General features: G+C 65.5%; 19 protein-coding genes. 10 read left to right on the forward strand and 9 right to left on the reverse strand.

The window, feature by feature from the left end; genetic code table 11:
- Positions 1-47: 47 nt before the first annotated feature.
- Positions 48-827: an NAD kinase gene (locus tag ASG67_RS07515; RefSeq protein WP_056527799.1), complete on the reverse strand. Its 780-nt coding sequence runs from the start codon at positions 825-827 to the stop codon at positions 48-50.
- On the reverse strand, positions 824-1,843 hold the full coding sequence (gene moaA, locus ASG67_RS07520; protein ID WP_056527802.1) for a GTP 3',8-cyclase MoaA: 1,020 nt from the start codon (positions 1,841-1,843) through the stop codon (positions 824-826). The genes ASG67_RS07515 and moaA overlap by 4 nt, the downstream gene beginning before the upstream one ends.
- 87 nt (positions 1,844-1,930) lie before the next feature.
- Here moaA and ASG67_RS07525 point away from each other — a divergent pair, with 87 nt between their 5' ends.
- The 5 genes from ASG67_RS07525 to ASG67_RS07545 all read left to right on the forward strand — a co-directional run bounded on the left by ASG67_RS07525 (position 1,931) and on the right by ASG67_RS07545 (position 9,797).
- A complete protein-coding gene (locus tag ASG67_RS07525) occupies positions 1,931-3,415 on the forward strand; it encodes a GGDEF domain-containing phosphodiesterase (RefSeq protein ID WP_056527805.1) in 1,485 nt (494 codons plus the stop codon).
- A complete protein-coding gene (locus ASG67_RS07530; protein ID WP_056527808.1) occupies positions 3,415-3,825 on the forward strand; it encodes a YybH family protein in 411 nt (136 codons plus the stop codon). Before ASG67_RS07525 ends, ASG67_RS07530 begins: the two co-directional genes overlap by 1 nt.
- A 139-nt stretch (positions 3,826-3,964) precedes the next feature.
- Entirely contained in the window at positions 3,965-6,052 is a 2,088-nt protein-coding gene (locus ASG67_RS07535) for a LamG-like jellyroll fold domain-containing protein (RefSeq protein ID WP_056527811.1), read from the forward strand.
- A 68-nt stretch (positions 6,053-6,120) separates the two neighbouring features.
- Positions 6,121-6,936 (forward strand): PEPxxWA-CTERM sorting domain-containing protein, encoded by an 816-nt coding sequence (locus tag ASG67_RS19410; RefSeq protein WP_056527814.1) that lies wholly within the window; start codon positions 6,121-6,123, stop codon positions 6,934-6,936.
- A 65-nt stretch (positions 6,937-7,001) separates the two neighbouring features.
- Complete coding sequence (locus ASG67_RS07545) at positions 7,002-9,797, forward strand: TonB-dependent receptor (RefSeq protein ID WP_056527817.1); 2,796 nt, start codon at positions 7,002-7,004, stop codon at positions 9,795-9,797.
- Positions 9,798-9,944: 147 nt separating this feature from the next.
- Here ASG67_RS07545 and ASG67_RS07550 read toward each other — a convergent pair whose 3' ends face one another.
- Entirely contained in the window at positions 9,945-10,691 is a 747-nt protein-coding gene (locus tag ASG67_RS07550; RefSeq protein ID WP_082543382.1) for an AcvB/VirJ family lysyl-phosphatidylglycerol hydrolase, read from the reverse strand.
- 168 nt (positions 10,692-10,859) lie between these two features.
- On the opposite strand from ASG67_RS07550, the gene ASG67_RS07555 reads away from it, so the two are divergent.
- Positions 10,860-14,159 carry a glycosyltransferase gene (locus tag ASG67_RS07555; protein ID WP_056529038.1) on the forward strand — a complete coding sequence of 1,100 codons (3,300 nt, stop codon included), beginning with the start codon at positions 10,860-10,862 and terminating at the stop codon, positions 14,157-14,159.
- A 22-nt stretch (positions 14,160-14,181) separates the two neighbouring features.
- Here ASG67_RS07555 and ASG67_RS07560 read toward each other — a convergent pair whose 3' ends face one another.
- The 4 genes from ASG67_RS07560 to ASG67_RS07575 are packed head-to-tail and all read right to left on the reverse strand — an operon-like array spanning position 14,182 to position 17,091.
- The gene (locus tag ASG67_RS07560; RefSeq protein ID WP_056527820.1) at positions 14,182-15,528 is read right to left on the reverse strand and encodes a sensor histidine kinase; all 1,347 of its coding nucleotides are present in this window, start codon (positions 15,526-15,528) and stop codon (positions 14,182-14,184) included.
- Positions 15,529-15,530: 2 nt separating this feature from the next.
- Positions 15,531-16,217, reverse strand: coding sequence for a response regulator transcription factor (locus tag ASG67_RS07565; protein ID WP_056527823.1), 687 nt, complete (start codon positions 16,215-16,217; stop codon positions 15,531-15,533).
- The gene (locus ASG67_RS07570) at positions 16,214-16,570 is read right to left on the reverse strand and encodes a hypothetical protein (protein ID WP_056527827.1); all 357 of its coding nucleotides are present in this window, start codon (positions 16,568-16,570) and stop codon (positions 16,214-16,216) included. Before ASG67_RS07570 ends, ASG67_RS07565 begins: the two co-directional genes overlap by 4 nt.
- Positions 16,567-17,091, reverse strand: a complete 525-nt coding sequence (locus ASG67_RS07575) for a DUF1003 domain-containing protein (protein WP_056527830.1) — start codon at positions 17,089-17,091, stop codon at positions 16,567-16,569. The genes ASG67_RS07570 and ASG67_RS07575 overlap by 4 nt, the downstream gene beginning before the upstream one ends.
- Before the next feature lie 157 nt (positions 17,092-17,248).
- On the opposite strand from ASG67_RS07575, the gene ASG67_RS07580 reads away from it, so the two are divergent.
- From ASG67_RS07580 to mprF, 4 genes are all read left to right on the forward strand, one after another.
- Positions 17,249-18,112 (forward strand): MipA/OmpV family protein, encoded by an 864-nt coding sequence (locus ASG67_RS07580; protein WP_156460705.1) that lies wholly within the window; start codon positions 17,249-17,251, stop codon positions 18,110-18,112.
- Entirely contained in the window at positions 18,093-18,446 is a 354-nt protein-coding gene (locus ASG67_RS07585; RefSeq protein WP_235535104.1) for a hypothetical protein, read from the forward strand. Before ASG67_RS07580 ends, ASG67_RS07585 begins: the two co-directional genes overlap by 20 nt.
- A gap of 79 nt (positions 18,447-18,525) precedes the next feature.
- Positions 18,526-18,948 carry a DUF2147 domain-containing protein gene (locus ASG67_RS07590; protein WP_082543383.1) on the forward strand — a complete coding sequence of 141 codons (423 nt, stop codon included), beginning with the start codon at positions 18,526-18,528 and terminating at the stop codon, positions 18,946-18,948.
- The gene (mprF, locus tag ASG67_RS07595; RefSeq protein WP_056527839.1) at positions 18,941-21,505 is read left to right on the forward strand and encodes a bifunctional lysylphosphatidylglycerol flippase/synthetase MprF; all 2,565 of its coding nucleotides are present in this window, start codon (positions 18,941-18,943) and stop codon (positions 21,503-21,505) included. The genes ASG67_RS07590 and mprF overlap by 8 nt, the downstream gene beginning before the upstream one ends.
- On the opposite strand, the gene ASG67_RS07600 is transcribed toward mprF, so the two are convergent.
- Together ASG67_RS07600 and ASG67_RS07605 are read right to left on the reverse strand one after the other, a co-directional pair.
- Complete coding sequence (locus ASG67_RS07600) at positions 21,500-22,804, reverse strand: sigma-54-dependent transcriptional regulator (protein ID WP_056527842.1); 1,305 nt, start codon at positions 22,802-22,804, stop codon at positions 21,500-21,502. The genes mprF and ASG67_RS07600 overlap by 6 nt on opposite strands.
- Positions 22,801-24,546, reverse strand: coding sequence for a sensor histidine kinase (locus tag ASG67_RS07605; RefSeq protein WP_082543384.1), 1,746 nt, complete (start codon positions 24,544-24,546; stop codon positions 22,801-22,803). Before ASG67_RS07605 ends, ASG67_RS07600 begins: the two co-directional genes overlap by 4 nt.
- Positions 24,547-24,767 lie beyond the last annotated feature (221 nt).

Genomic DNA, 24,767 nt, shown 5'->3' on the forward strand with positions numbered 1-24,767 from the left:
ATCGACCGAAAAGAGGATGCAACCCTGTTCGTGCACTTGCGGCATGATCAGCCGAGAAACTGCTCCATCGTGATCCGGTCGTCCAGCGCATGTTCGGGATCGAACAGCAGTGTCAGCTCCCGCGCGCGGTCCATGCAGATGTCCACCTGCGCCACGTCGCGCACCTCGCGCTGGTCGGCGACGGCAGAGACGGGCCGCTTGGCCGGCTCCAGTACCTTCAACGAGATACGCGCCTGATCGCGCAGGATCGCTCCGTTCCATCGGCGTGGACGAAACGGACTGATCGGGGTCAGCGCCAGCAATCCCGCACCCAGCGGCAGGATCGGGCCATGCGCGGACAGATTGTATGCGGTCGATCCCGCCGGCGTCGCGCACAGGATGCCGTCGCATGCCAGTTCGGGCAGCACGACGCGGCCGTTCACCATCACCTCCAGCTTGGCGGTCTGGCGCGTCTCGCGCAGCAGCGACACTTCGTTGATCGCGGGCAGGGTGTGGATGCGCCCGTCGATCCCGGTCGCGGTCATCTGCAACGGCGTCACCTGAAACGGCCGCGCCCGCGCCAGCCGCTCCTCCAACCCATGCCGCCGCCACTCGTTCATCAGGAACCCGACCGTGCCCAGGTTCATGCCGAACACCGGCGTCGGCGATGTCCGCCGCTCCAGCATCCGGTGCAGCGTCTGGAGCATGAAACCGTCGCCGCCCAGCGCGATCACGACATCGGCGTCGTCGACATCGACCCAGTCGGCCGCATCCGCCAGCTCTGCCGCCGCCGCCTGCGCCGGCGCGGTGGGCGAAGCGACCAGCGCCCGCCGCTCATATCCGCTCATCCGCCGGTCACGCTCATGTGTCGCGCCACCGCTGGTGCGGCGCCTGCCTCGATCCGGAAATCATGTCGCGCCGGCTTCTCGCGCAGGCCGATATCGATCGCGGCGTCCACCGCCGCCAGCCCGCCGTCACGCAACGCCGCCTTCAGGTCGACCTGATCATCATGACCCAGGCACATGTACAGCTTGCCCTCGGTCGTCAGGCGCACCCGGTTGCAACCATCGCAAAAATTGGCGGTCAATGGCGAGATCAGGCCCAGGCGCGTGTTCGTTCCCTCGACGCGCCAATACCGTGCCGGCCCGCCGCTGCGATGCGTGTCGCGCACCAGGGGGAAACGCGTCGACAGATCCTCAAACACGCGGGTCAGCGGCAGGAACCGATCGACCCGGTCCTCATCCACGGCGCCCAGCGGCATCGTCTCGATCAACGACAGATCCAGGTGTTCGTCCGCGCACCAGCGCAGCATGTCGCCGATCTCGTCCTCGTTCAGCCCTTTGAGCGCAACCATGTTGATCTTCACGCGCAACCCGGCATCGCGCGCCGCCCTAATGCCACCGATCACCTGCGCAACATCGCCGTGGCGGGTGATGAAGCGGAAACGATCGGCGTCCAGACTGTCTAGGCTGACATTCACACGCCGCATCCCCGCCGCGATCAGCGCGGGTGCATGTTCGGCCAGCCGCGTGCCATTGGTCGTCATGGTCAGTTCGTCGAGCCCGCCCGGTCGCCCGACCATCGCGCCCAGCCGGTGCACCAGTTCGCCGACATCGCGCCGGACCAGCGGCTCGCCGCCCGACAGGCGTATCTTGTTCACGCCCCGCGCCACGAAGCGTTCGGCGATTACCGCGATCTCCTCCAGGCTCAACACCTGCGATCGGGGCAGGAACGTCATCTGCTCCGACATGCAATATCGGCAACGCAGATCGCACCGGTCGGTCACCGAAATGCGCAGATAGCGAATCGTCCGGCCATGGGCGTCGATCAGCGTGGGTGGAGAAGGAGCCAAGGCGATCGACATCAGTCCCGAATTAGGGCGCGCACAGGTCATCAGCAAGGGGCGATGCCGGATTGAGGGCAGGGCGACGCCCGGCTACGGTCGGGGGCGATGAGATATCCCCATGAAGGACGCACGGTCGACCTGGTCGATGCTCGCGGACGCGCCCATGCGGCGTTGGCCGAGGTGCGGTCGCGTGCCCGCCACGGGGAAACGCTGCTCGTCCTGACCGACGATGCCGCGATCGCCGACGACTTCCTCAATGCCGGCGCATTCGCCTTCCTCGCCGCGCCACGCGACGAGGCGGAGATCGCCGTCGCTCTTCGTTACGCCCGTCGTGCCGGCATGATGGAACGCCGCGAGCTTGCCGATGTCGAAGGCGATGATGCCGCACGGGTGCAGGACTGGCTGGCGCAACAGGTAACGGCAAAGCGTCCCTGTGCATTGATCGTGGTGGCGCTGTCGCGACTCGATCTGGTCAACGCCGCGCATGGTCGTGATCGCGTCGATGCCGCCACCGCGCAGATCGCTGGCCGGATCATGACCGCCGCCGGGCCGCACGCCTTCGTCATACGCGTCGGTGGCGCGCGTTTCCTCGTCGGGCTGGGCGGCGACTGGCATCCCGCGCTGGCCGCGATCGGGACGGCCCTGGCTCGTCCGTTCGATGTGGACGGCGGGCCGATGCTGCTCGGCAACCGCGTCGGCGTCGCCGAGCACGAGGGCGGCGAGGATGTCGATACACTGGTTCGCCGCGCGGGTGACGCGCTGGCGCAGGCGCGGATCAGCGACGGCGCCACCACCCGTGTCGCGGGGCCGGAGGATGCGGGATCACTCGATGAACTCGCCGCCGATCTTCATCATGCGATCACCGGCGGCGATATCGGCATCGTCTTTCAGCCGCAGGTCGAAATCGCCAGCGGTTGCATCGTCGGGGTAGAGGCGCTGGCCCGGTGGGAGCATCCCCGTCTGGGGCCGCTCGGTGCCGACACGCTGTTCGCCGCCGCCGATCGTGCCGATCTGGGTATCGCGCTGTCCGATCATATTCAGCAATTGACGCTCGCCCGTGCCGCCCGCTGGCCGCGCGTGCTGGATGCGTTGCGGCTTTCGCTGAACCTGACCGCCGCCGACGTCGCTCGCGCCGGTTTCGCGCGGCTGTTCCTCGACCGTGTCGATGCCAGCGGTTTTCCGCGCGGTCGCCTGACGGTCGAGATCACCGAAACCGGCATGATCCAGGAACTCGATCGCGCCGCGTCGATCCTGACCGAGCTGCGCGGCGCCGGGTGCCGGATCGCGATCGACGATTTCGGCACCGGCTATTCCAGCCTCGCCTATCTGAAGGCGCTGCCGCTCGACTATCTGAAGATCGACAAGGCGCTTGCCCGCGACATCACCGGCAACCCGCGCGACCGTGTCGTGGTCCGCGGCGTGATTGAGATCGCCCGCGCGCTCGGCCTCGCGGTGATTGCGGAGGGGGTCGAGACGCCGCAACAACTGGCCCTGCTCGCGGCGGAGGGCTGTGGCTGGTATCAGGGTTTCCTGCGGTCGGGCGCGCTGGACGAGACGGCCCTGGCGGCGATGGTGGAAAAGGAACGATGATGCCGGTGATCCTGATGCTCGCCACCGCCATCGTCGCACCGGCGGCGGCCCCCGCGGACGCTTCCTCGCCGGCCGCTGCGCTGGCGGACAGTGTCGCCGGCTGGAACAGCGGCAGTCTCGACCGCTTCATGGCGGCCTATGCCGACGACGCGATCTATGTGACCAGCAAGGGCGTGGTCCGCGGCAAGCCAACCATCGCCGAACATTATGCGCCAAGCTTCACCGGCGGCACGAACACGCGCGGCAAGCTGACGATCGAACCGCTGGTCGAACGCCCGATTGACGCTCGCCACCGTCTGCTGATCGGTCGCTGGACGCTGCACGGACCCCAGAGGCAGACGGGACTGACCACCTTGATCTTCGAGCGTCGCGGATCGGCATGGCGGATCATGTCCGATCACAGCAGCTGACCGGACCGTCCTGCTGCCCCAATTGTCATCCGGATGGCATCAGCCCGTCATGGATACATATTGGTACTGCAATGGTAGCGTAACGATCCCGGACTAGGGCGGCCTCAGCGGCAAAGATGCCGACGGGGGAATACACATCATGGATACAGAGAACGAACGGCGCCCGCTGCGCCGGGTGGCGGATCGTCGCGCCGTGTTGCGTAACGCGGCCGGCCTCACCGTCCTGCCACTGGGCGCCAGCCTGTTGAGCGGATGCGACGACGACAGCGGCAACCCATCGGCAACCAGCACGACCAGCGATGCGACGACGCTCGCCTCGTCACGCGTTTCCACCGCGACGACCAGCTTCACCGTTGCGGTCCTGCCCGATACGCAATTCTATTCGCGCTATGCCACGGCGGCGGAGAACAGCCAGTTCTCGCGCAAATATGGCAGCGAGCCGTTCGCGGCACAGACCGCCTGGATCGCGAAGAACGCCGCATCCTACAACATTCCGTTCGTCATCCACCTCGGCGACGTGGTCGATCAGGTCGGCAAGCCCGATCAGTGGAAGGTCGCCGACGCCGCGATGAAGCAGCTTGAGGCGGCCCGCATCCCCTATTCGATCCTCGCGGGTAATCACGACGTGCTGGTCGATTACGAATATCGCGGCGCGTATGATCAGGGATCGGGCACCGATGCCCAGCGCAATCCCTCGGCCGAACCGTATATCACCTGGTTCCCGAAGACCCGCGCCGCGGCGCAGGCGACCTTCCGCGAACGCGACGGCACCGGTTTCCACGAATATCATGTGTTCGAGGCGCACGGCATCCAGTTCATGGTGCTGTCACTGTCGTGGCGCATCTCCGACAATGCCATCGCCTGGGCACGCGACGTGATCCGCCGCAACCCGACGCTGCCGGTCATCCTGTCGAACCACCAGCTTCTCAACATAGACAAGGACGCCATCAGCCCGCTCGAAACCGAATATGGCAAGATGTTGTGGGACAAGCTGATCCGCGACAACGACCAGATCTTCATGACGCTGAACGGCCATCACCACGGCGCCGCCCGGCTGACCAAGATCAACGATTTCGGCAATCCGGTCGAGGAGATGGTGGTCGATTACCAGATGGCGTATCAGGGCGGTAACGCGTTGATGCGGCTGTACGAATTCGATCTGTCGGCGAACCGCATCGACGTCCTGTCGTTCTCGCCCTGGGTCGTGCAGAAGCCGAAGAACACGCTCAACCAGTTCGACCGCGCCGTGCTGCCCGAAGCGAACGAGCAGTTCAGCATCGAGATGAACTTCAAGAAGCGGTTCGCCGGCTTCATGAAGTGGAAGCCGACGCTGGCCACCGCCGGCACCCCGATCCTGCCGCGCGTGAAGCAGGACCTGCTCGCCGGTTATGTCGAGCCGACCGTCCCCGAACAGGTGCCGCCGCGCGACGAGAACGACTATCCGCAGGTCGCCGACACCTATGCCCATTGGCGCCCCGTGGCGGGCAAGGCCGGCATGGCGGTCGCGGTGGGCGAAACGCTGCCCGACGCGCTCGGCCAGTTCCCGATGAAGCGCGTCGCGCTCGCCGCCCCGGCTCAGGTCGAGGACGTGGTCTGGTCCGACGACCGACATCACCTGTCGTCATGCCCGGCCAGCGTTCGCTTCGTGAACACCGACAAGGTCACCGTCCGCAACAGTTCGTTCTCGACCGCGATCGACGCGGCCGTGAACAACCGCAGCTTCTGGGACGGTTACACGGTTGAGGCATTCATCAAGGTCGACGCCAACTGGACGCGTGAGAACCATCGCTGGGGCAACATCCTCGGCCGCGTCGGCAACCGTGGCAACCTGCCCGGCTTCAACGGCGGCGACCGCGAGGCATCGTCGGTCCTGTTCGCGATCTCGTCGCTTCGCGAAGTGCAGTGGGAAGTCGTACCGGCCACAAACTCCAGCCAGCCGCAGTCGAACTGGTCGGGTGAGATCATGCGCGACACCTGGTATCACGTCGCCATCGTCTGCGATCCCGCCACGCGGGAAACGATCATGTATGTCGAGGGCGCACCCGTCCTGCGCAACATCACCGGCGCGATCGGCATGCGGTCGCAGGGCGTCGACAAGCCATGGATCCTCGGCGCGTCGTGGTGGAACGGCAGCCGCGTCGATGGCTATTTCGGCCATATCGGCGAAGTGCGCCTCGTCGGCCGCCCGCTGAAGCCCGAACAGTGGCTCACCGCCCGCCGCGCATGATCGCGTGAACGACCGGGCCGGCGCCCCGCGCCGGCCCGCCTCGCGCGCCCCCAATCAGGAGACACGACATGAAGATTCTTTCGACGATGGCGCTCGCCATCGGCACCGCCGCTATCGTCCCCGCCACCGCCCATGCCGCCCAGTTTCAGGCGAGCGGCGACATCTTCACCGGCACCGGTTTCGGCAGCCGCTATGTCGGGCCGGGCGGCACCGCCTCGCCCAGCAACCGCGCGTTCGGATCGGCGCAGGACGGTGGCGCCGACACCTTCGACAATTTCGGCTTCTTCAACAGCGGTCTCGCCGGCCTGACGCTGTCGCGGCAGGTGGAGTTGCTCGACGGCAACGTCTTTCGCTTCTTCGACACCTTCACCAACACCGGCCGGTCGGCGATCAGCACCACCGTCAACTTCTTCGGCAATCTCGGCTCCGACGGTGACGAGATCGTCAGCACGAACAGCGCCGGCCTGATCGTCAGCTGTCAGGACGACGGCGACGGCAATTGCACCGAGGATGCGGTGCTGGCGCTGGTATCGGGCAACAACGGCCTCGCCCAGGCCGCGATCACCGCGGATCGCTACAACGCCCGCTTCATGCTGAACGTCGCCGCCGGCGAAAGCGTTAACCTGCTGAACTTCGCGTTCCTGGCCCGTGACGAAAACGGCCCGCTCGCCAGCGATGTCACGCTCGCCCAGACCACCGGCGCCGCGCTGCTGGCCGCACCCCGCACCGATGGGCTGACCGCCACCCAGATCGGCCGGATCGTCAATTTCAGCGTCAGCGCCGTGCCGGAACCCGCCAGCTGGATGATGATGATCGCCGGCTTTGGCGCGATCGGTATCGCGATGCGGCGTCGGCGCGCCGCGCGCATCACCTTCGCCGTCTGATCGACCGACCTCTTACGGGCGCTGCCGGTGGCGGCGCCCCACGACAATCATACAGGGTATTTGTAATGAACGTGTTGAAGATCCGCCTGCTGGGCAGCGCGGTCGCCGTGATCGGCATGACCATCGCCGGCACCGCCGTCGCGCAGGCCGCGGGGCTTGCCACCGTCGCGCCGGCGTCGGATGAAGCAATCGTGGCGGCCGACCCCGCCCAGAATCCTGACCAGAAGGGCCAGACCGCCAGCGAATCCCTGACCGACGATATCGTCGTCAACGGTCGCCGCCAGCAGAGCGCGATTGCCGAGGAACGCGCCGCCGTTGGCGTGCTCGACATCGTCACCGTCGGTGACGTGGCCATCCATTCCCAGACCAGCATCGCCGATCTCGCCAAGCAATTGCCGGGCGTCTCGGTCAGCCGCGATCAGGGCCGCAACCAGAGCGCCACGGGTGAAGCGCAGTACGTCACCATCCGCGGCTTCGACACCGGCTATAACGCCTATACGCTGGACGGCGTCCGCCTGCCGCAGACGTCGGGCAGTTCGCGCGCCATCTCGCTCAACCTGTTCTCGCCCTTCGCGATCGGCAACATCGTCGCCGACAAGACGCCGGGCGCCGCCAAGGACGCGGATTCGATTGCCGGCAATCTCGACCTGCGCACCCCGACCGCGTTCGATTTTGCCGCGTCGTTCATCCGTGGCCGCGTGCTGGCGCAGGGTGCCGAGCTGGCGATCCGCCGCAAGCAGGAGGGGTTCGGTGGCGCGATCGGCCTGGATACCGCGCAGCGCTTCGGCGATCACAACCAGTTCGGCCTCTATGTCGCCGGCTATTACGAGGAACGGGGCAACACCGCCGAATCGACTGCCATCCAGAATGATTACAAGACGACGAACTTCAACGTCGGCACCGCCCGCGCCAATGGCGACGCGCTGTCGGCGGACGGCGTGCAGTGGAATTTCTACAACAACAAGATCAAGCGGTACGGCGCGACGGCATCGTTCGATTTCCGCAGCGATCCCGTCGATCTGTTCGCGCGGATCAACTACGCGACCTACCTGAACACCAACACGATGAACCAGACGGCGCTTCGCAACGAACTGACGCGCGGCCAGACCAACCCCAATCCGAACGGGTCGTACAACGCGACGGGCGTTTACACGCCCTATGGCATCAATCCGGCCAGCTATTTCCGGACCGAGGACATCGAACAGGAACTGCTGTCGGCGCAGGTCGGGGCCAAGGCGCATGCCGGAGCCTTCACCGCGTCGATCGAGGGTGCGTATGCCGATGGTCGCTTCGACCAGCCGAACCGGATCGAGGCGGCGTTCCGCGGCATCGCCTTCAACGGCGCGACGTCGAACACCGGCGCGGCCAGCGCGGGGGTGAATGTCGATCTGTCGAACAACAAGTCGCCGCGCCCGGTGCTGTCGTCGGCGGCGATTGCGTACATCTCGTCGCTCGATCGCCCGACCCAGCTCTACGTACAAAAAGGCTATGACTATCTGTCGGAAACCAAGAAGACGCTGAAGGGCAGCATCGGCTGGCAGAACGAGGGTGTGCTGGCCGGTGTCACCGTCGGTGGCCTGTACGAGGATTCTGACCGCACGGGACGCAGCCTGGCACCCGACAACACACGCTATCGCTTTCTCACGCCGCTTCAGACCGGCACCGTGACGGGGCCGACGATCAACCAGTATCTCGGCGACGTGCTGAACGGCTTCCTCGATTACTATCCGCCGCGGCCGATCAAGGTACTGTCGCGCCAGCAGCTCGATGCGCAGGCGCGCCAGTATGTTCCGGGTGTGCTGGCCGGCGTCTCGGCGAACACGCTCAATCAGGGGCTGCTCGACGGCAATGAAAAGCGCAAGGCGGTGTACGCCACCGCCGACCTGAAGCTGGGCACGCTGGAGATCACCCCCGGCGTCCGGTACGAGGATAACGACTTCTCGGCCCGCTTCTTCCTGCGCGATGTAGGCGGCGCCCGCTTCGTCAGCGCCGGTCGCCAGTACGATCATGTCGATCCCAGCATCCTGGCGGCGTGGAAGCCCGACGACCGGCTGGTCGTGCGCGGTGCGGTACGGTCCAGCTATGCCCGCCCCGCTTTTGATCAAATCGCCGGCCCCACCCAAATCAGCGAGCCGTCGAGTGCCGGTGTCGTGACGATCGTCCAGCCCAACCCCGACCTGAAGCCGGTCGAGGCATGGAGCTATGATGCCGGCATCGAATATTATGCCGGCGTCGGCCGCTACGTGCAGCTTTCCCTGTACTACAAGGATCTGAAGAACATCCTCGTGCCGACCGGCACGCGGTCGGTGGCTCAGGCCGGCACCAGCGCTGGCACGATCCTGATCCGTCCGACCAATGGTCTGGTCGGCAATGCCAAGGGCGTCGAGCTATCCGGTCGTTTCACGCTTGGCGATCTGGCGGGTTCGAGCGTGCTCGGCAATCTCGGCATCGGCGGCAACGTCACCTACCAGAATACCGAGGCCAACTATCAGATCTCGGCCACCGATGTCCGCCAGACCAGCCTGCCTCAGGCGCCGGATCTGATCTTCAACGCCGAGCTGTTCTACGCCGCCGGCCCGGTCCGCACCAATCTCTGGTACAACCATACCGGCCGCTTCCTGGCGACGGTGCAGGATTCGCAACCCGACATCTACGTCCAGTCGGTCGGCGAGCTGAATTTCGGGTTGGCGTATGAAGTGACGGATAACCTCGAAATCGGCGCGTCGGTCCGCAACCTGCTCGACCAGCACACCTATTGGGCGACGGTCGGCAAGTCCAAGAAGTACATCTCCAACGATCGTAACGGCGGCTACATGGAAACCGGCCGCGTCTATCAGTTCAGCCTGACGATGAAAATGTAGGAAAAATGGAGCATGGTGGTGTCCTACACCGCCATGCTCGTCTATGACGGCGGCGATCGCTCTTTCTCATCGTCGTCCATCGTTTCGACCGCGCAAAAAGCCCGGAAACGACACGTTCTTGGTGTAACTTTAGCCTAACTTTCCGCGTCAGCGCTGGCTCGCCAGTGCGACCGCGCGCAGCACCTGCGCGGTCAGGCCATCGGCGTCATGGGCCAGGAAATGGCCCCCCGGCATCGCGATGATCCGCGCGTTCGGCAGGCGGATCTGCGGGCACAGGCTGTCGGTTTCCTGGCGGCCATAGATGCAGGTCAGCGGCGTCCAGTCGATCAGATTCGCGGTCGTATCCGCCCGGCTGTCCGGCGGTCCGCGATAGGCGAGGCCGGATGGGTCAGCCCGCAGATACACCGTCTCGCCCGGTACGACCAGGATGACCGCCGCGACATGGCGGCGCAGGTCGGCGGGCAGGGCGGCCAGCCCGGTCTGCAACACGTCGGCGCCGTATGATTGGCCGATCAGGACGATCCGCTCGGTCCCCAGCCGAGCCAGTCCCTGACGCACCGCCTGCTCGATGATCGCATCCGCCTGCGCAGGCGTCTGCCGCGTGCCGAACAGGGTCGGCGAATTGAAGCCGACCGTCTCGATCCCATGCGCCGCCAGCGCCTGTGTGGTCGCTGCCCCCATGCCGAACCGCAGGCCCAGATCGCCGGAAAAGAACAACGCCCCGACCGGCGCGCGCGGCCCCTGCGCCTCATAGATATGCATGGGATCACGGTCGAAGACGCCGGTCGCGATCAGCAGCCCGACCACGCCCAGCAAGATGACCGCCACCGCAATTAGTACGCGGCGCCAACGCCGGGTCTTTGACGGGGGCGTGGCGGTGGTTGGGGAGGACATGGACCGATACTCCTTGGGCAGGATCGTCCTTCGCGGACCGGGGCCAACCAGCCGCCTTCCGGATCATGACAAATGTTTCATTTCCCGCTCACCGCCCGATCGTTAGCGCGCCGTTAGGGCGCGATCGGCAATTGACCCGCCGGCTGGTGGGTGTCCGGGAGCCTGTTCGTGAGCAAGCCGATCTTCTTCGATCCCAGCGGTCGCCGCAGCGTGTGGTCACGGCGCGTGGTCGCCATCGTGATCGCCGGCATCGTTCTGGCCGCAGTCGCCTTCGCGACGACGCTGGTGGTCACGCCGCGTGCCCATGGCCTGCCGCTGCCCTTCGCCCGCCGCCACGGCGAGTTGTTCGAACCACGCGGCAACAAGGTGCATCACCATCGCCACTGGCTACCCGAACGCACGACCGGGGCGCCGGGAACGCCGCTGACGATCGGCTTTTACGTGCCCGGCGACGACGCCGGCCTCGCCTCGCTTCGCCGCCATATCCGCGGGTTCGATTGGTTGGTGCCGGCGATGGTCAATGTCGGCGCCGATGCGAAAGTGACGGTGGAAACCGATCCCCAGCTCGAACAGCTCGTCGCGGCCACCACCCGCCCGCCCCGCTTGCTGCCGATGGTCCAGAACCTCGTCGGCGATCAGTGGGACGGCGGCATGGTCGCCCGCCTCTTCGCCGACCGCGCCCGCCGGCAGGCGGTGATCGCTCAGTTGGCGGCGATGGTTGCCCAGCGCCACGACGCAGGTCTGGTGATGGACTTTGAGAACCTGCCGGCGGGCTCGCAGCGCGCCTATGCCGGGTTCCTCGCCCAACTCCGTGCGGCGCTGCCCAAGGGGTCGCAACTGGCCATCACCGTGCCGGCCGGCGACGCCGACTGGCAGCTCGCTCAATTCGCCAAGGTCGCCGACCGGATCATCCTGATGGCCTATGACGAACATTGGGAAAGCGGCACGCCCGGCCCGATCGCTTCGCAGTCCTGGTTCCTGAACGTGGTCGAGGATGCGGTGCGGCAGGTCGGTCGCGACCGGCTGGTCGTGGCGCTGGGCAGCTATGCCTATGACTGGCACGGCAAGGGCGCCGACGCGCTGTCGATCGAGGAGGCATGGCTGGCGGCGCATGACAGCCGCGCGCCGGTCAGCTTCGATGCGGCCAGCGGCAATGCCGGTTTCGCCTATGACGAGGATGGCGAGCGTCATCAGGTCTGGATGCTCGACGCCGCGACCAGCTGGAACCAGCTGGCTGCCCTTCGCAAACTGGGCATCGACGATGTGGCGATGTGGCGGCTCGGCAGCGAAGATCCCGGCATCTGGGCCGACTTCGCGGCGTTCCGCACGCCGGCAAAGGTGCCGGTGCTAAACCGCCTGCAATCCGCGTTGAACGTCGACGTCGAAGGGAATGGCGAGATCCTGCGAATCACCTCGTCCCCGACGGAGGGGCGGCGTGTTGTCGGTTTCGATCCGCAAGGCATGATCCGGCGTGAACAATATCAGGTTCTGCCGACCCCCTATGTCGTGCAGCGGGCAGGGGCGAGCGCGAAGTCGCTGGCCCTGACGTTCGATGACGGCCCGGACCCGACCTGGACACCACGTATTCTCGATGTGCTGGAACAGGCACATGTCCCGGCGACGTTCTTCGTCATCGGTGAGAATGCGCTGGAGCACCCCGGCCTGCTCCGCCGCATCGTCGACGATGGCAGCGAGATCGGGAACCACACCTACACGCACCCCAACCTCGCCACGACCGGCGAGCGCGCGACCCGGCTGGAACTGAACGCGACGCAGCGCCTGATCGAGGCCTATACCGGCCGTTCCACGACGCTGTTCCGCGCGCCCTATTTCGGCGATGCCGAACCGACGACAGCGGACGAGATCGGGCCAGCGATGCTGGCGCAGGAGCAGGGCTATACCGTCGTCGGCCTGCACGTCGATCCCAACGATTGGCAGCGGCCCGGCACCGACGCGATCGTCGATCAGGTCGTCGCTCAGGTCGAGGCCGCGACGCCAACCAATTCCGGCAACGTCATCCTGCTGCACGATGGCGGTGGCGATCGCGAACAGACGGTTGCGGCCCTGCCGCGCATCATCGCGACGCTCCGGGCGAAGGGATACAGCTTCGTTACCGCCAGCCAACTGGTCGGGGTGCCGCAATCGGTGGCGATGCCGCTCGTCAAAGGCCGCGACCTGCTGGCGGTGCGGACCGACGTCACGATCTTCATCATCCTGGCGCTGATCTCGGTGATGCTGGCGTGGCTGTTCTATCTAGCCATCGCGCTCGGCATTGCCCGTGCGGTGCTGATGGCGGCGCTTGCCTGGGTACAGGCCCGCAAGCCACGGCCGGCGCCTCCGGTGTTTCAGCCGGCGGTGTCGGTCATCATCCCCGCCTATAACGAAGAACGGGTGATCGGATCGTCCGTGGCCCGCGTCCTAGCAAGTGATTATCCCGGCCTGCAGGTCATCGTCGTCGATGACGGGTCGAAGGACGGCACCAGCGCCGTCGTCGCCCGCGCCTTTGCCGACGATCCGCGCGTGACGTTGCTGACACTGGTCAATGGCGGCAAGGCGGCGGCGCTCAACCGCGCGCTGTTGCAGGCCCGTGGCGAGGTCGTCATCGCGCTCGACGCCGACACCCAGTTCGAACCGGAGACGATCGGCCGGCTGGCGCGCTGGTTCGCCGATCCGGTGATCGGGGCGGTGGCGGGCGATGCGCGGGTCGGCAACCGCGTGAACCTCGTCACCCGGTGGCAGGCGGTCGAATATATTACCGCGCAAAACCTCGAACGCCGCGCGCTCGCCGGATTCGACGCGATGACGGTGGTGCCGGGCGCAGTCGGGGCATGGCGGCGTTCGGCGCTGGATGCGGTCGGCGGCTATCCCGAAGATACGCTGGCCGAGGATCAGGACCTGACCATCGCGATCCAGCGGGCTGGATGGCGGGTGACCTATGATCCGCGCGCCGTTGCCTGGACCGAGGCGCCCGAGACCTTCCGTGCGCTCGCCAAGCAGCGATATCGCTGGGCGTTCGGGACGCTGCAGTGCCTGTGGAAGCATCGCCGCATCCTGCGCACCGGCAAGCCCGCCGGCCTCGCCCGGATCGGCCTGCCCCAGGCATGGCTGTTCCAGATCGCCTTTGCCGCGATCTCGCCGCTGATCGATCTGGCGTTGCTGTTGTCGATCGTCGGCACCGTGCTCAGGATCATGCAGCATGGCTGGGCGCAGACGAGCGGCGATGTCGGCCGGATGGGGATATACTGGCTGGCCTTCACGGCGATCGACGTGGCGTGCGGCTGGGTCGCCTATCACCTCGACGGCCACAACGCGCGCTATCCGGCGCATCTGCTGGTCGCGCAGCGGCTGGTCTATCGCCAGATCATGTACTGGGTCGTGCTGCGCGCGATCTCGTCGGCAATCGGCGGCTGGATCGTCGGCTGGGGCAAGCTGGAACGGACCGGCAGCGTTCAGGCGACGAACGGCTGAGCCATCACGCCGGGGCAGGCGATCAGCGCGCGATCGTCAGGCGCGCCGCCAGCCCCGGCGCGTGATCACCCAGGGTGAGCGTACCACCGTGGAGATGCGCCACCGCCGCGACAAGCGACAGGCCCAGCCCCGCGCCACTCTCCGCCCGCGCCGCATCCAGCCGCCCGAACCGCCGCAACGCATCCTCGCGACGGTCGGCGGGGATGCCGGGGCCATCGTCGGCCACGATGATCGCCACGGCCTCCACGCCATCCTCGACCGAGATCGACACCTCGCCGGCACCGTATTTCAGGGCGTTATCGACCAGATTGGACAGCGCCTGACTGAGCAATTCCCGATGCGCGGAGACGATCAGCGCGGGCGGCGTCGTGGCGGTCACGATCATCCCGCGATCCTCGGCCAATGGCTCGAACATGTCGGCGACGTTGCGGGCGAGTGTGGCCATATCGGTGTCGGTGAACGCCTCGCGGCCCAGCCCGGCCTCGGCGCGGGTGATCCGCAACGCCGTGTCGAGCATCGTCAGCAGGCGGTCGCCCTCGTCCATCGCCCGCAACACGGCGACGCGACCCGGTTCGTTTTCCGCCGCCGCCAGCGCCCGCTCCAGTGTTACGCGTAAACGGGTTAGGGGCGAACGGAGATCATGGGCCAGGCCATCGGTTGCCATCTTCAACTCGCCGACCAGCGCCGCGATCCGATCGAGCATCGCATTCACCGCCGCGCCCAGCGCCTCGAAGGCATCATCGCCACCACCGGGTGCGACGCGACGATGGAGATCGCCATCCGCCACGGCCGTCGCGACCTCAACCGTACGGCCCAGCCGTGCCTCGATCATCCGCGCGGCGATCCAGCCGGCGAACCCGGCCAGCGCCAGCGCGACGGCCATCGCGACCGCCATCGCCTCTTCCATCGCGCGGGCGAAGCGTAGTTCGCTTTCCACGACATGACCGGTCAGCAGCTTGCCGCCATGGGGCAGAGCGGTGGCGACGACCCGCATCCGTTCCGGATCGTCGCGGCCGATCCGGAAAATCTCGATCGTCGTGGCGGCCCCGCCGGGTTTCAGGATGGGCGGCCAGTCGCCGACATTCCCGGCCAGAAACCGGCCCCGACCATCGACCAACAGGACGACCGATTGCGCCACCCGATGCTGCCGAAGCCGCAGGGCGATCATCGACCCCAACCGGGTCACGCCGCCATCGCGGTACGCCGCCAGTAGCGTATTGCGCATCCGCGTGGCGTTTCGCTCCGCCTCCGCCGTGATCTGCCCGCGCGTGATCTCCCGCACCGTAAAAAGCGTCGCGCCCGCGCCCGCCAGTTGCAACGCGAAGACCAGCCCGGCAAATCGCAGCGTGGTCGATCGGGGCAGGCGCAATCCTATGGCGCCACGCTCAGCTTATATCCCGACCCGCGTACCGTGTGGAGCAGCGGGCGGGCATGTCCTTCATCGACCTTCTTGCGCAGGCGGCTGATATGGACGTCGGTCACGTTCGTTCCTGGATCAAAATGATAATCCCACACGCCCTCCAGCAACATGGTGCGGGTGACGACCTGATCGACATGACGAAGCAGGAATTCGAGCAGCCGATACTCGCGCGGCTGCAACTCCAGCACTTTGTCGCCGCGCTTCACCCGGTGCCCCAGCAGGTCCATCTCTAAATCGTCGCAACCGATCTTGGTCTCTACCGCCGGGCCACCGCTCTGGCCACGCCGCACCAACAACCGCACCCGCGCCAGCAATTCGGCGAAGACGAACGGCTTGGTCAGATAATCGTCGGAGCCGGATGTCAGGCCCGCGACACGGTCGTCGGGCGAACTCATCGCTGACAGGATCAGCACCGGTGTCGCTACCCCTGCCGCCCGCATCGCCGCCAGCGCCGCCATGCCGTCCATACCCGGCAGCATCCGATCCAGCACGATGCAATCGTAACTGCCGTCAGTGGCGTGAAACAGACCATCGCGCCCGGTTGCCGCGCGATCGACGACGAAGCCCTCCTCCTTCAGGCCGTTGGCTACATAATCGGCGGTGGTATCGTCGTCCTCGACTAATAAGATTTTCGTCACGTCGGCCCTCCCGGTCGTGGCTGTAGCAGCGTCACCGGGATCACGTCACCATGTCGTCGCACCCGTAGCGACACGACACCGTAGTTTTCGGCCTGGGTTAACGCGCGGAGCGTGGGACGGGGGATACCGTTCGCCGCCTCGATCATATCGCCGACCTGTAGACCCGCTGCTCCCTCGGCGCCGCCGGTGCGAAGGCTGGTCACCACAAGGCGCCGGTCGACGACGACGAAGGTCGCGCCGCCTGCCGATGCAGGTTTGCGCTCGGCCGAGTAACTCGACACCAGCGTTGCCGCGAACGAGCCGATCAGCACAGCCCCGCCCGCGCCAAGGCCAGCGGCGCGCAAGCCGTTCATCGTGCGGTATCCACCCTAGCCGCCAGCAGTTGGTCGAGCCGTTCCGCAATAGCGCCGTCAAGCTTCTCGTGCAGCCGCAGGATCTCCAGTTCGGTCCGCAGATTGACTTCATAGTCGAGGCTTGCGGCCAGCCGATCCTTCGATGCCTGCCGGTTCTGGCTCATCATGATGACCGGCGCCTGGATCGCCGCCAGCGTCGACAGCAACAGGTTGAGGAAGATGTAGGGATACGGATCGAACGCGTGTCCCCAATGCGTCAGCACATCGCTGTTCAACAACATCCAGCCGATGAGAACGCAGGTGAAGGCGATGATGAAACCCCATGAACCGCCGACCGCCGCCACCCGGTCGGCCAATCGATCGCCGATCGTGGATCGCTCGTCGGCAACATCCGCCGCATCGCGCGAAATGGGCAGGCGTTCGTTCATCTTGTGGAGCACGCGCTCCTCTTCGGGGTCCAGCGCGCGGGCGCGATCGCCGGTGATGCGTGACGCCAGATGGCGAAAGGGGGTGGTGGCCATAGCGGGGATCCTCGGTACGCGCCCTATCTGCCATCACCCGGCTTGGCGCGGCGTGGGCGCATCATGACGGTCGTGTCATGCACGGCGATGGCGAAGCTGGCGTGATCGTCATGATTTCGCCAGCTTGTTGCCGGGTGCCGGCGCCTATCAGCGCGTGATGACCAATATGCTCATCCGGCTGGCAGCCACGGCCATCGTGCTGACCATCACCAGCCCGGCACTCGCGCAGGACGCTTCGCCCCCGGCGCCAGCCACCGTCGATCTGGGCGCGGATCGCATCACGATCGGCGTCGGCCCGGCGCTGGTGCCGAGCTATACCGGGTCAGACCAGTATATCCTCGTGCCCGGCATCGCGGTGCAGGGCCAGGTTTCGGGCTTCGCCTTCGACACGGCGGGGTCATCGCTCTACGTCGATGCCATCAAGGGTCATGGCGGCACGGGGTGGAAACCACAACTCGGCCCGCTCATCGCCGCGCGGCTGAACCGGACGACCCGGATTGGCGACGCCCGCGTGTCGGCGCTTGGTGAATTGAATACCGCCTGGGAAGTGGGCGTCTGGGGCGGCATGCAGCGCACCGGTGTCGTCACTAGCCCGTACGACACGCTGTCCATCACCGCGTCGTACCAGCGCGACGTCGGCAACGCGCATCGGAGTTACATGATCAGCCCCAGCGTCAGTTATTCGACGCCGCTGTCGCATAAGGATTATGTCAGCCTGTCCGCGGGGGCCGATTATATCGGGCGCGGATTCGGCAGCTATTATTTCGACATATCCACCGTCGGTGCCGCGGCTAGCGGCCTTGCTGCCTATGACGGAGCCGACCGGGCCGGCTGGCAGGACTGGAACACGAACATGCTGGTCGCGCATTCGTTGACCGGCGATCTGACGCACGGCCTGACCGTCTTCGCGACGGCGGGTCATCAACGGTTGCTCGGCCGCTATGCCCGCTCGCCGATCGTGGCAGATGCGGGCAGCGCGGGCCAGTGGAACGGAGCATTGGGTGTCGCCTATACCTTCTGATACCCAACCGTTCCGGACGCGGGCCGCGTTGCTGGACCAGCGCATCTGTCGCCTGATCTGCCCGATCGCGGCCGGTATGGTCGGCGTGTGCCTGACCGGTATCGGATTGCTTCACGTCGTGGTGTCGGTGAAACGGCACGGATCGATCGCGGACGACTTGTTGTCGTTCGACGCGCTGCTGTTCCTCTTTGCGACGCTGAGTTCCTACTTCGCGCTGCGCGGTGGCAGCGAGGGCAGGCTGCATTGGCTGGAACGGATCGCCGATCATAGTTTCATCGTGGCGATGGTGCTGCTGACCGGCGCCTGCTTCATCATCACCTACACCGTCACATGACGTAAAGTTCACAGCCCCCCCAACAGCCGGTCACCTCGCCCCGCCTAACAGCAATACATCATCGGGAGGGATTGCCGTCATGCGTTGTCTTATCGGGCTTGCCGTCGCTGCGGCGATCAACGCCGTGCCCGCCGCCGCTCAACGCCCGGGCGATGCCATTGCGGGGCTGTGGATGAATCCATACAACAGCGTTGCTGTGCGGGCGGGTGATTGCGGACCGAAGCTGTGCGGCTGGGTCGCCTGGGCCAATGCCGAAGCGAAGTCGGATGCGCGCGAAGAGGGCGTCGATCCCTTGATCGGTGTGGCCCTGCTGCAGGACTATCAGCCGAGCAATGCGAAGAACTGGTCCGGGACCATCTTCGTGCCTGATCTGGGCCGCCATTTCTCGTCGACCATCACGCTTCTCGATCGCGATCGATTGAAGGTCAAGGGATGCCTGATCGGCGGCTTCATCTGCAAATCACAGGTCTGGCGCCGCATCGAGCATTTGCCGGATGCGTAACGTCCTGGACTGGATACGCGGGCACCGCGCCTATGCAACGGCGGCAGTCGTTGTGGTTGTGGTTGCGATGGGGTTGGGTGCGCTTCACCATCTAACCCGGCAGATCCGTCTGGCCGACGTGTCCGCCGCGTTCGATGCGATCGGCAGAGGACAAGTCGTGGTGGCGCTGCTCCTGACCGCCATCAGTTATGCCGCATTGATCCTGTACGACGTTCTCGCCCTGCGTATCGTCGGCCGACCCTTGCCATGGCGTACTGCCGCGCTGGCCTCGTTCACCAGCTACACGCTCAGCCACAATCTGGGTCTGTCGCTGTTGACCGGCGGGTCGGCCCGCTATCGCATCTACACGGCGGCCGGGCTGGACGGCCCCGATGTCGCCCGCGTCGTGGCGATTGCAGGGGCGACGTTCTGGATGGGGGTGCTGACCGTCACCGGCTTCGCAATGCTCGGGCATTCGGGGCCGCTGGCGATTGGCAGCGAAATCTTGCCTGTATGGGTGCCGCCGTTCGCCGGGGGCATAGTGGTCGTGCTGGCGATTGGCTTCGTGGCGCTGTGCGCGAAAGGACCGCGCCGGATCGGCTGGCGTGGTTGGAGCGTACCCCTGCCGACCGCCGGCCAGGCGATGGCGCAGATCGCGGTGGCAACGGTCGATCTTGCAGCTGCCAGCGCCGCCTTGTTCGTGCTGATACCCGGTGCCGATCCATCGCTGCTGCCCACCTTCGTACTCGGCTATGCATTGGCCATCATCGTGGCGCTGGTCAGCCATGTTCCCGGTGGCATCGGCGTGTTCGAGGCGGTGGCGATCGCGACCATTCCCGTCGATCGTACCGCCCTGTTCGCGGCATTGATCGCCTATCGCGTCATCTATTACCTGTTTCCGCTGGCGCTGGGCGTCATCGCGCTCGGCTGGCATGAGGCGCGACAGCGCCTGTCATCGCAGATGATCTTCGGCGCTCGACGCGTGGCGGAGGGGATCGCACCGTCGTTGCTCGGTGCGGCCTGTTTTGGTGGCGGTGCCGTCCTGTTGCTCTCCGGATCATTGCCTTCGGTACCGGGGCGGCTACGCGATCTGGCGTCGGTGATGCCCTTGCCCTTTATCGAGGCGTCGCATCTGGCGGCCAGCCTTGTCGGCACCGGTCTGCTGCTGATCGCGCCGGGCCTGTACCGGCGGTTGGACGGTGCGTTTCTGATGGCCCGAACGCTGCTGCTGGCGGGGGCGGCGTTCAGCTTGTTCAAGGGCATCGATTACGAGGAAGCGATCGTCTGCTTGACCATCGCCGGTCTGCTGCAACTGACGAAGCCGGCCTTCTATCGCCGGACATCGCTCGTGGGGCGGCCGCTGTCGGCGGCATGGCTCGTCAGCATCGCCGCGGTGATCGGCACGGCGATCTGGGTCGGCCTCTTTTCGTACAAGCATGTCGATTACGAGCAGTCACTGTGGTGGCAATTCGCGGTCGGCGATGACGCGTCCCGCTTCCTGCGATCCAGCCTCGGCATCGCGGTAGCGCTGGCCGCGGCGGCGCTATGGTGGCTATTCCTGCCGGCCCCCGTCCGTGCATCGGCAACCGTCGCACCAGGCGAGATCGACACGATCCTCGCCACCGCCACGCGGACGGACGCGATGTTGGCGCTGACGGGCGACAAGCGCTTTCTGGTGTCGGCGGACGGCGATGCGTTCGTGATGTATCAGGTGCATGGCAACAGCTGGATCGCGATGGCCGATCCGGTCGGCGCCAAGGCGGCATGGCCAGACCTGTTATGGCAACTGCGATCGATGTCGGACGCGGCGCAGGGGCAGTTGCTGTTGTACCAGATCAGCGCCGACGTGCTTGAGATCGCGATTGAGATGGGCCTTTCGATCATCAAATATGGCGAGGAGGCGCTGGTCGATCTGACAAGCTTCACAGTCGAGGGTAGCGGCAAGCGATCGCTGCGTCAGACGCACACCCGGTTGACGCGAAACGGCGTGACGTTCGCCGTCATCCCGGCGATCGAAGTGCCCGCCCTGATCCCGGAACTTGCAATCGTGTCCAGTGCGTGGCTGGCGGCCAAGGCCCACCGGGAAAAGGGTTTCAGCTTAGGGCGGTTCGATCCTACATATATGGCGCAGTTCGACTGTGCCGTCGTTCGGGTCGATGGACAGATCGTCGCTTTTGCCAATGTCTGGCGCACCGACGATCTGAGTGAATTGTCGCTCGATCTGATGCGACATGACGATCATGCGCCGTCCGGCGTGATGGATTATCTATTTGTGGAACTGATGCTGTGGGGACGCGCTCAAGGTTATCGCCGTTTTGCTCTGGGCCTCGCGCCGCTCTCGGGCATTGCCGGACGACGGATGGCGCCGGCATGGGCGAAGATCGCCGCGCTTCTCTTTCGCCATGGCGAGCGGCTTTACGGGTTCCGCGGGCTCAGAGCCTATAAGGAGAAATTCGCGCCCGTCTGGGCTCCCCGGTACATCGCCGGGCCGGATGGACTGGCGTTGGTCAAGGCGCTGCGTAACCTCAACCGGCTTATCAGCCGGACGGGCGGGGGCATGCCAGGAATACCATCATAGCGCCTGTCGCGAACGGGCGACGGCCAGCTCACGCCGGAGAGCGGCGACATCGATATCCAGGCGCTGTACCTTGTAATAGAAAGTCTTACGCGGCAGGCCAAGGCGTTGGATCGCTTGGCCGACCTCGCCCTTCGCGTTAACGATCGCATCGATAATCGCCTGTCGTTCGAACGTGTCGACGCGCGCGGGCAGTGTATCGACGTGGCCTTCATCGGCGATCGCCGCGTCGACGCCGATCACCACACGATCCGCAAAATTTGCGAGTTCCCGGACATTGCCTGGCCAGTCGTGTGACGCCAGGCGTTGCTGGACCGGATAGGTCAGGTCAGGCACCGGCCGCCGCAGCCGTGACGCTGATATGTCGAGCAGATGCGCGAACAATAGCGGCACGTCCTCCAACCGTTCCCGCAGTGGTGGCAGGCGCAGCCTAACCGCGCTGAGTCGATAGAACAGGGCAGGGGGCATCCGCTCGATCGCCTTTTCACCCGCCGTTGCGATCAGCCGCAGGTCGATCGGCGTCATGTCGCGGCCTCCGAGCGTGCGCTCCTCGACCAGGCGGGTCAGGCGGGCATGAAATGCGGATGAGGCCTGATCGACATCGTCCAGGAACAACGTACCGCCAGCCGCCGCGGCGATCCGGCCGTTCTCCGCGAACAGATCATCGTCGAGCAACGCATCTGGAAAAGCGGCGCACGATATCGACAGGAACGGGTGCCGCGCTCGTTTGCCCGCCCGATGGATCAAACGGGCTAGCAACTCCTTGCCAGTGCCGGTTTCTCCCTCCAGCAAAATATCGACATCGGCGTTTGCCAGCGGTTCGATCATGCCGCGCGCCTGGTCGATCGCCGGCGATCGACCTACCAATGGCGAGGCATTCCCGCTTTCGACCAACGTCCTCAGGCGTCGGTTGTCGAACACCAGCGATCGATGCGCGATGGCACGACCGACCGCCGCCAGCATCGCCTCCGGATCGAATGGCTTCGTCAGGAAATCCCACGCACCGGATTTCAGCGCATCGACCGCCATCGGCACGTCGCCGTGACCGGTCATCAGGATCACCGGTAACTCGGCGTCGCGCCGGCGTAATTCGTGGAAGAATTCGATACCGCCCATCTGTGGCATTCGAACGTCGGTAAGGACTACACCGCCAAACGCCGCGTCAATCGCCGCCAGCGCTACCCTTGCGCCCGCAAACTCCATCACCCGATAGCCAGAAAGATCGAGCAGTTGAGCGATCGCCGTCCGGAGATCGTCATCGTCGTCGACCAGCGCCACGACCGGAACGTCGGCGGTGTTCATACCGGCCGCCGCAGCGACAGGCGAAAATGGGCACCGCGGTCGCTGGGCAGCAGTTGGAGCGTGCCGCCCATATCAGTCATGATGTCCAGCGCGATCACCAGTCCCAATCCCAGACCAGAGGCGCGGCTGGTGACGAACGGCGTGAATATCCGGTCGGCCACCGTATCGTCGATCCCCGGCCCGTTATCGATGATGTCGACGTGCACCTGATCGTCCGTCACATTGATGGTGAGCTTGATCGCCGCGTCCGGTTGGTCGGCCAGCGCCTCGGCGGCATTCTGCAACAGGTTGACCAGTACCTGCTCTAGCCGGACCTTGCCCGCCAGTACGAGCAGGTCGGGCGCGATGTCGGGTATGCGGAGGTCGATCGCCGCCAGCCGTTCCTTCAGGATCAACTGCGCTCCATCGATCGCCTCTTGCAGTGCGATCGGCTGGATCGCGCCCGCTCCTTTACGGGCGAACCCGCGGAGCTCGGCGGTTACCTTGCCGATGCGATCCGCCAGGCGTCCAATCGCTTGTAGATTGGCCTGAACCTGGCCGTTGTCACCACGTTCCAGCAACCGTTCGCTATTGGCGGCATAGGTCCGGATCGCGGCGACCGGCTGGGCGGTTTCATGTGCAACGCTGGCCGTCACCTGACCGAGCGTGGCAAGCCGGTTCGCTTGGCGCAGGCCTTCGCGCAGCGTGTCGGCACGTGCTTCGCTGGCGATACGTTCGTCCATCTCGCGCCGAAGTTCGGCCGTGCGGACTGAAACGGCTTCCTGCAATTCGGCCGTGCGGGCAGCGGCGCTGGCGACCTGTACCGCGCGGCGGCGACTACGCTCGCGGATGCCCCACACCAGACCGATCAGCGCCAGCATGGCAAATACGGTGGCGATCTGGGCGCTGCGCACCGTCCGTTCGACATCACTCGTTGCAACGATCAACGCCAACTGCCAGCCATCGACCGGGGCGAGGCGTTCCTGCAACATCGGGGTAGTCGTGCCCGCGACGACGACCTGCCGCGCGTCTGATGCTATCGAGCGGACCGGCAGGGGCAGAAGCGACCCGGCGCCTGATTGCAGGTCGATCCGGATGCGCGCTGCACGATCAGCTGGTAGCGGTACGGTGGTCGCGAACCGCCAATCAGGGCGGCTGGTGACCAAAACCACGCCGGCGGCGTCGGTTATCAGCGTGACGCCGCCCGCCTGACGCCATTGCCGTTCGATCCGGTTGAATTCCAGTTTCACGACGATAACGCCGCCGCCTGCGACCCGGCGGCTGAGATAAAGACCCGGCCGGCGACTGACCGTGCCGAGACCGAACTGGCTGGCCGAACCACGACGTTCCGCTTCGACATAATAGGGCCGGAAGGAATAATCCTGTCCGATGAAACTACCGGAGGTGTGCCAATTGCTGGCCGCGATCGCTCGCCCTTGCGGGTCGAGGACATAGATCACCGCGGCGCCTGTGGTGTCGGCGAGTGTTTCGAGTTTGACGTTTAGCAGCCGGCGTGCGCTCTCCTCTCCCATAACGGTGGCCAGCAGGTCGCGATCACCTGCGAGCGCCAGCGGCAACAGTCGAAATCGGGCGATCTCGCTCAGCAGGAGCGCCTGTCGCAACCGCGCGTCGATCTGTGTCGCCGTTGCAAGTCGCGCCAGCGCCTGCCTTTGGGCAATCCCTCCCACGATCAACGCAGCGACAATCGGTAGCACGGCGATCAACAGCGCCCACCGCCACCACCGTGCCTTCATCGTCTTCATGATCGATGTTCAAGTCCCACAAGCGCCCTGTGCAAATTCCTGCACATTCTATCTACGGAAGCAACCGCGCTAGAACGCGTCCAATCGCCAAACCTGTTAAATAGTCGCAATAAAACAATGTTTTGCATCGTTCGCGCAAAAACTTGCCAGCGATCGGGCGCGCTCGCAAAATCAAGCATCACGTAGCCCGCCTCTAGAAGCGGAAACGACACAGAGGATGA

The organism is Sphingomonas sp. Leaf339 (assembly GCF_001426195.1).
Lineage (GTDB): Bacteria > Pseudomonadota > Alphaproteobacteria > Sphingomonadales > Sphingomonadaceae > Sphingomonas.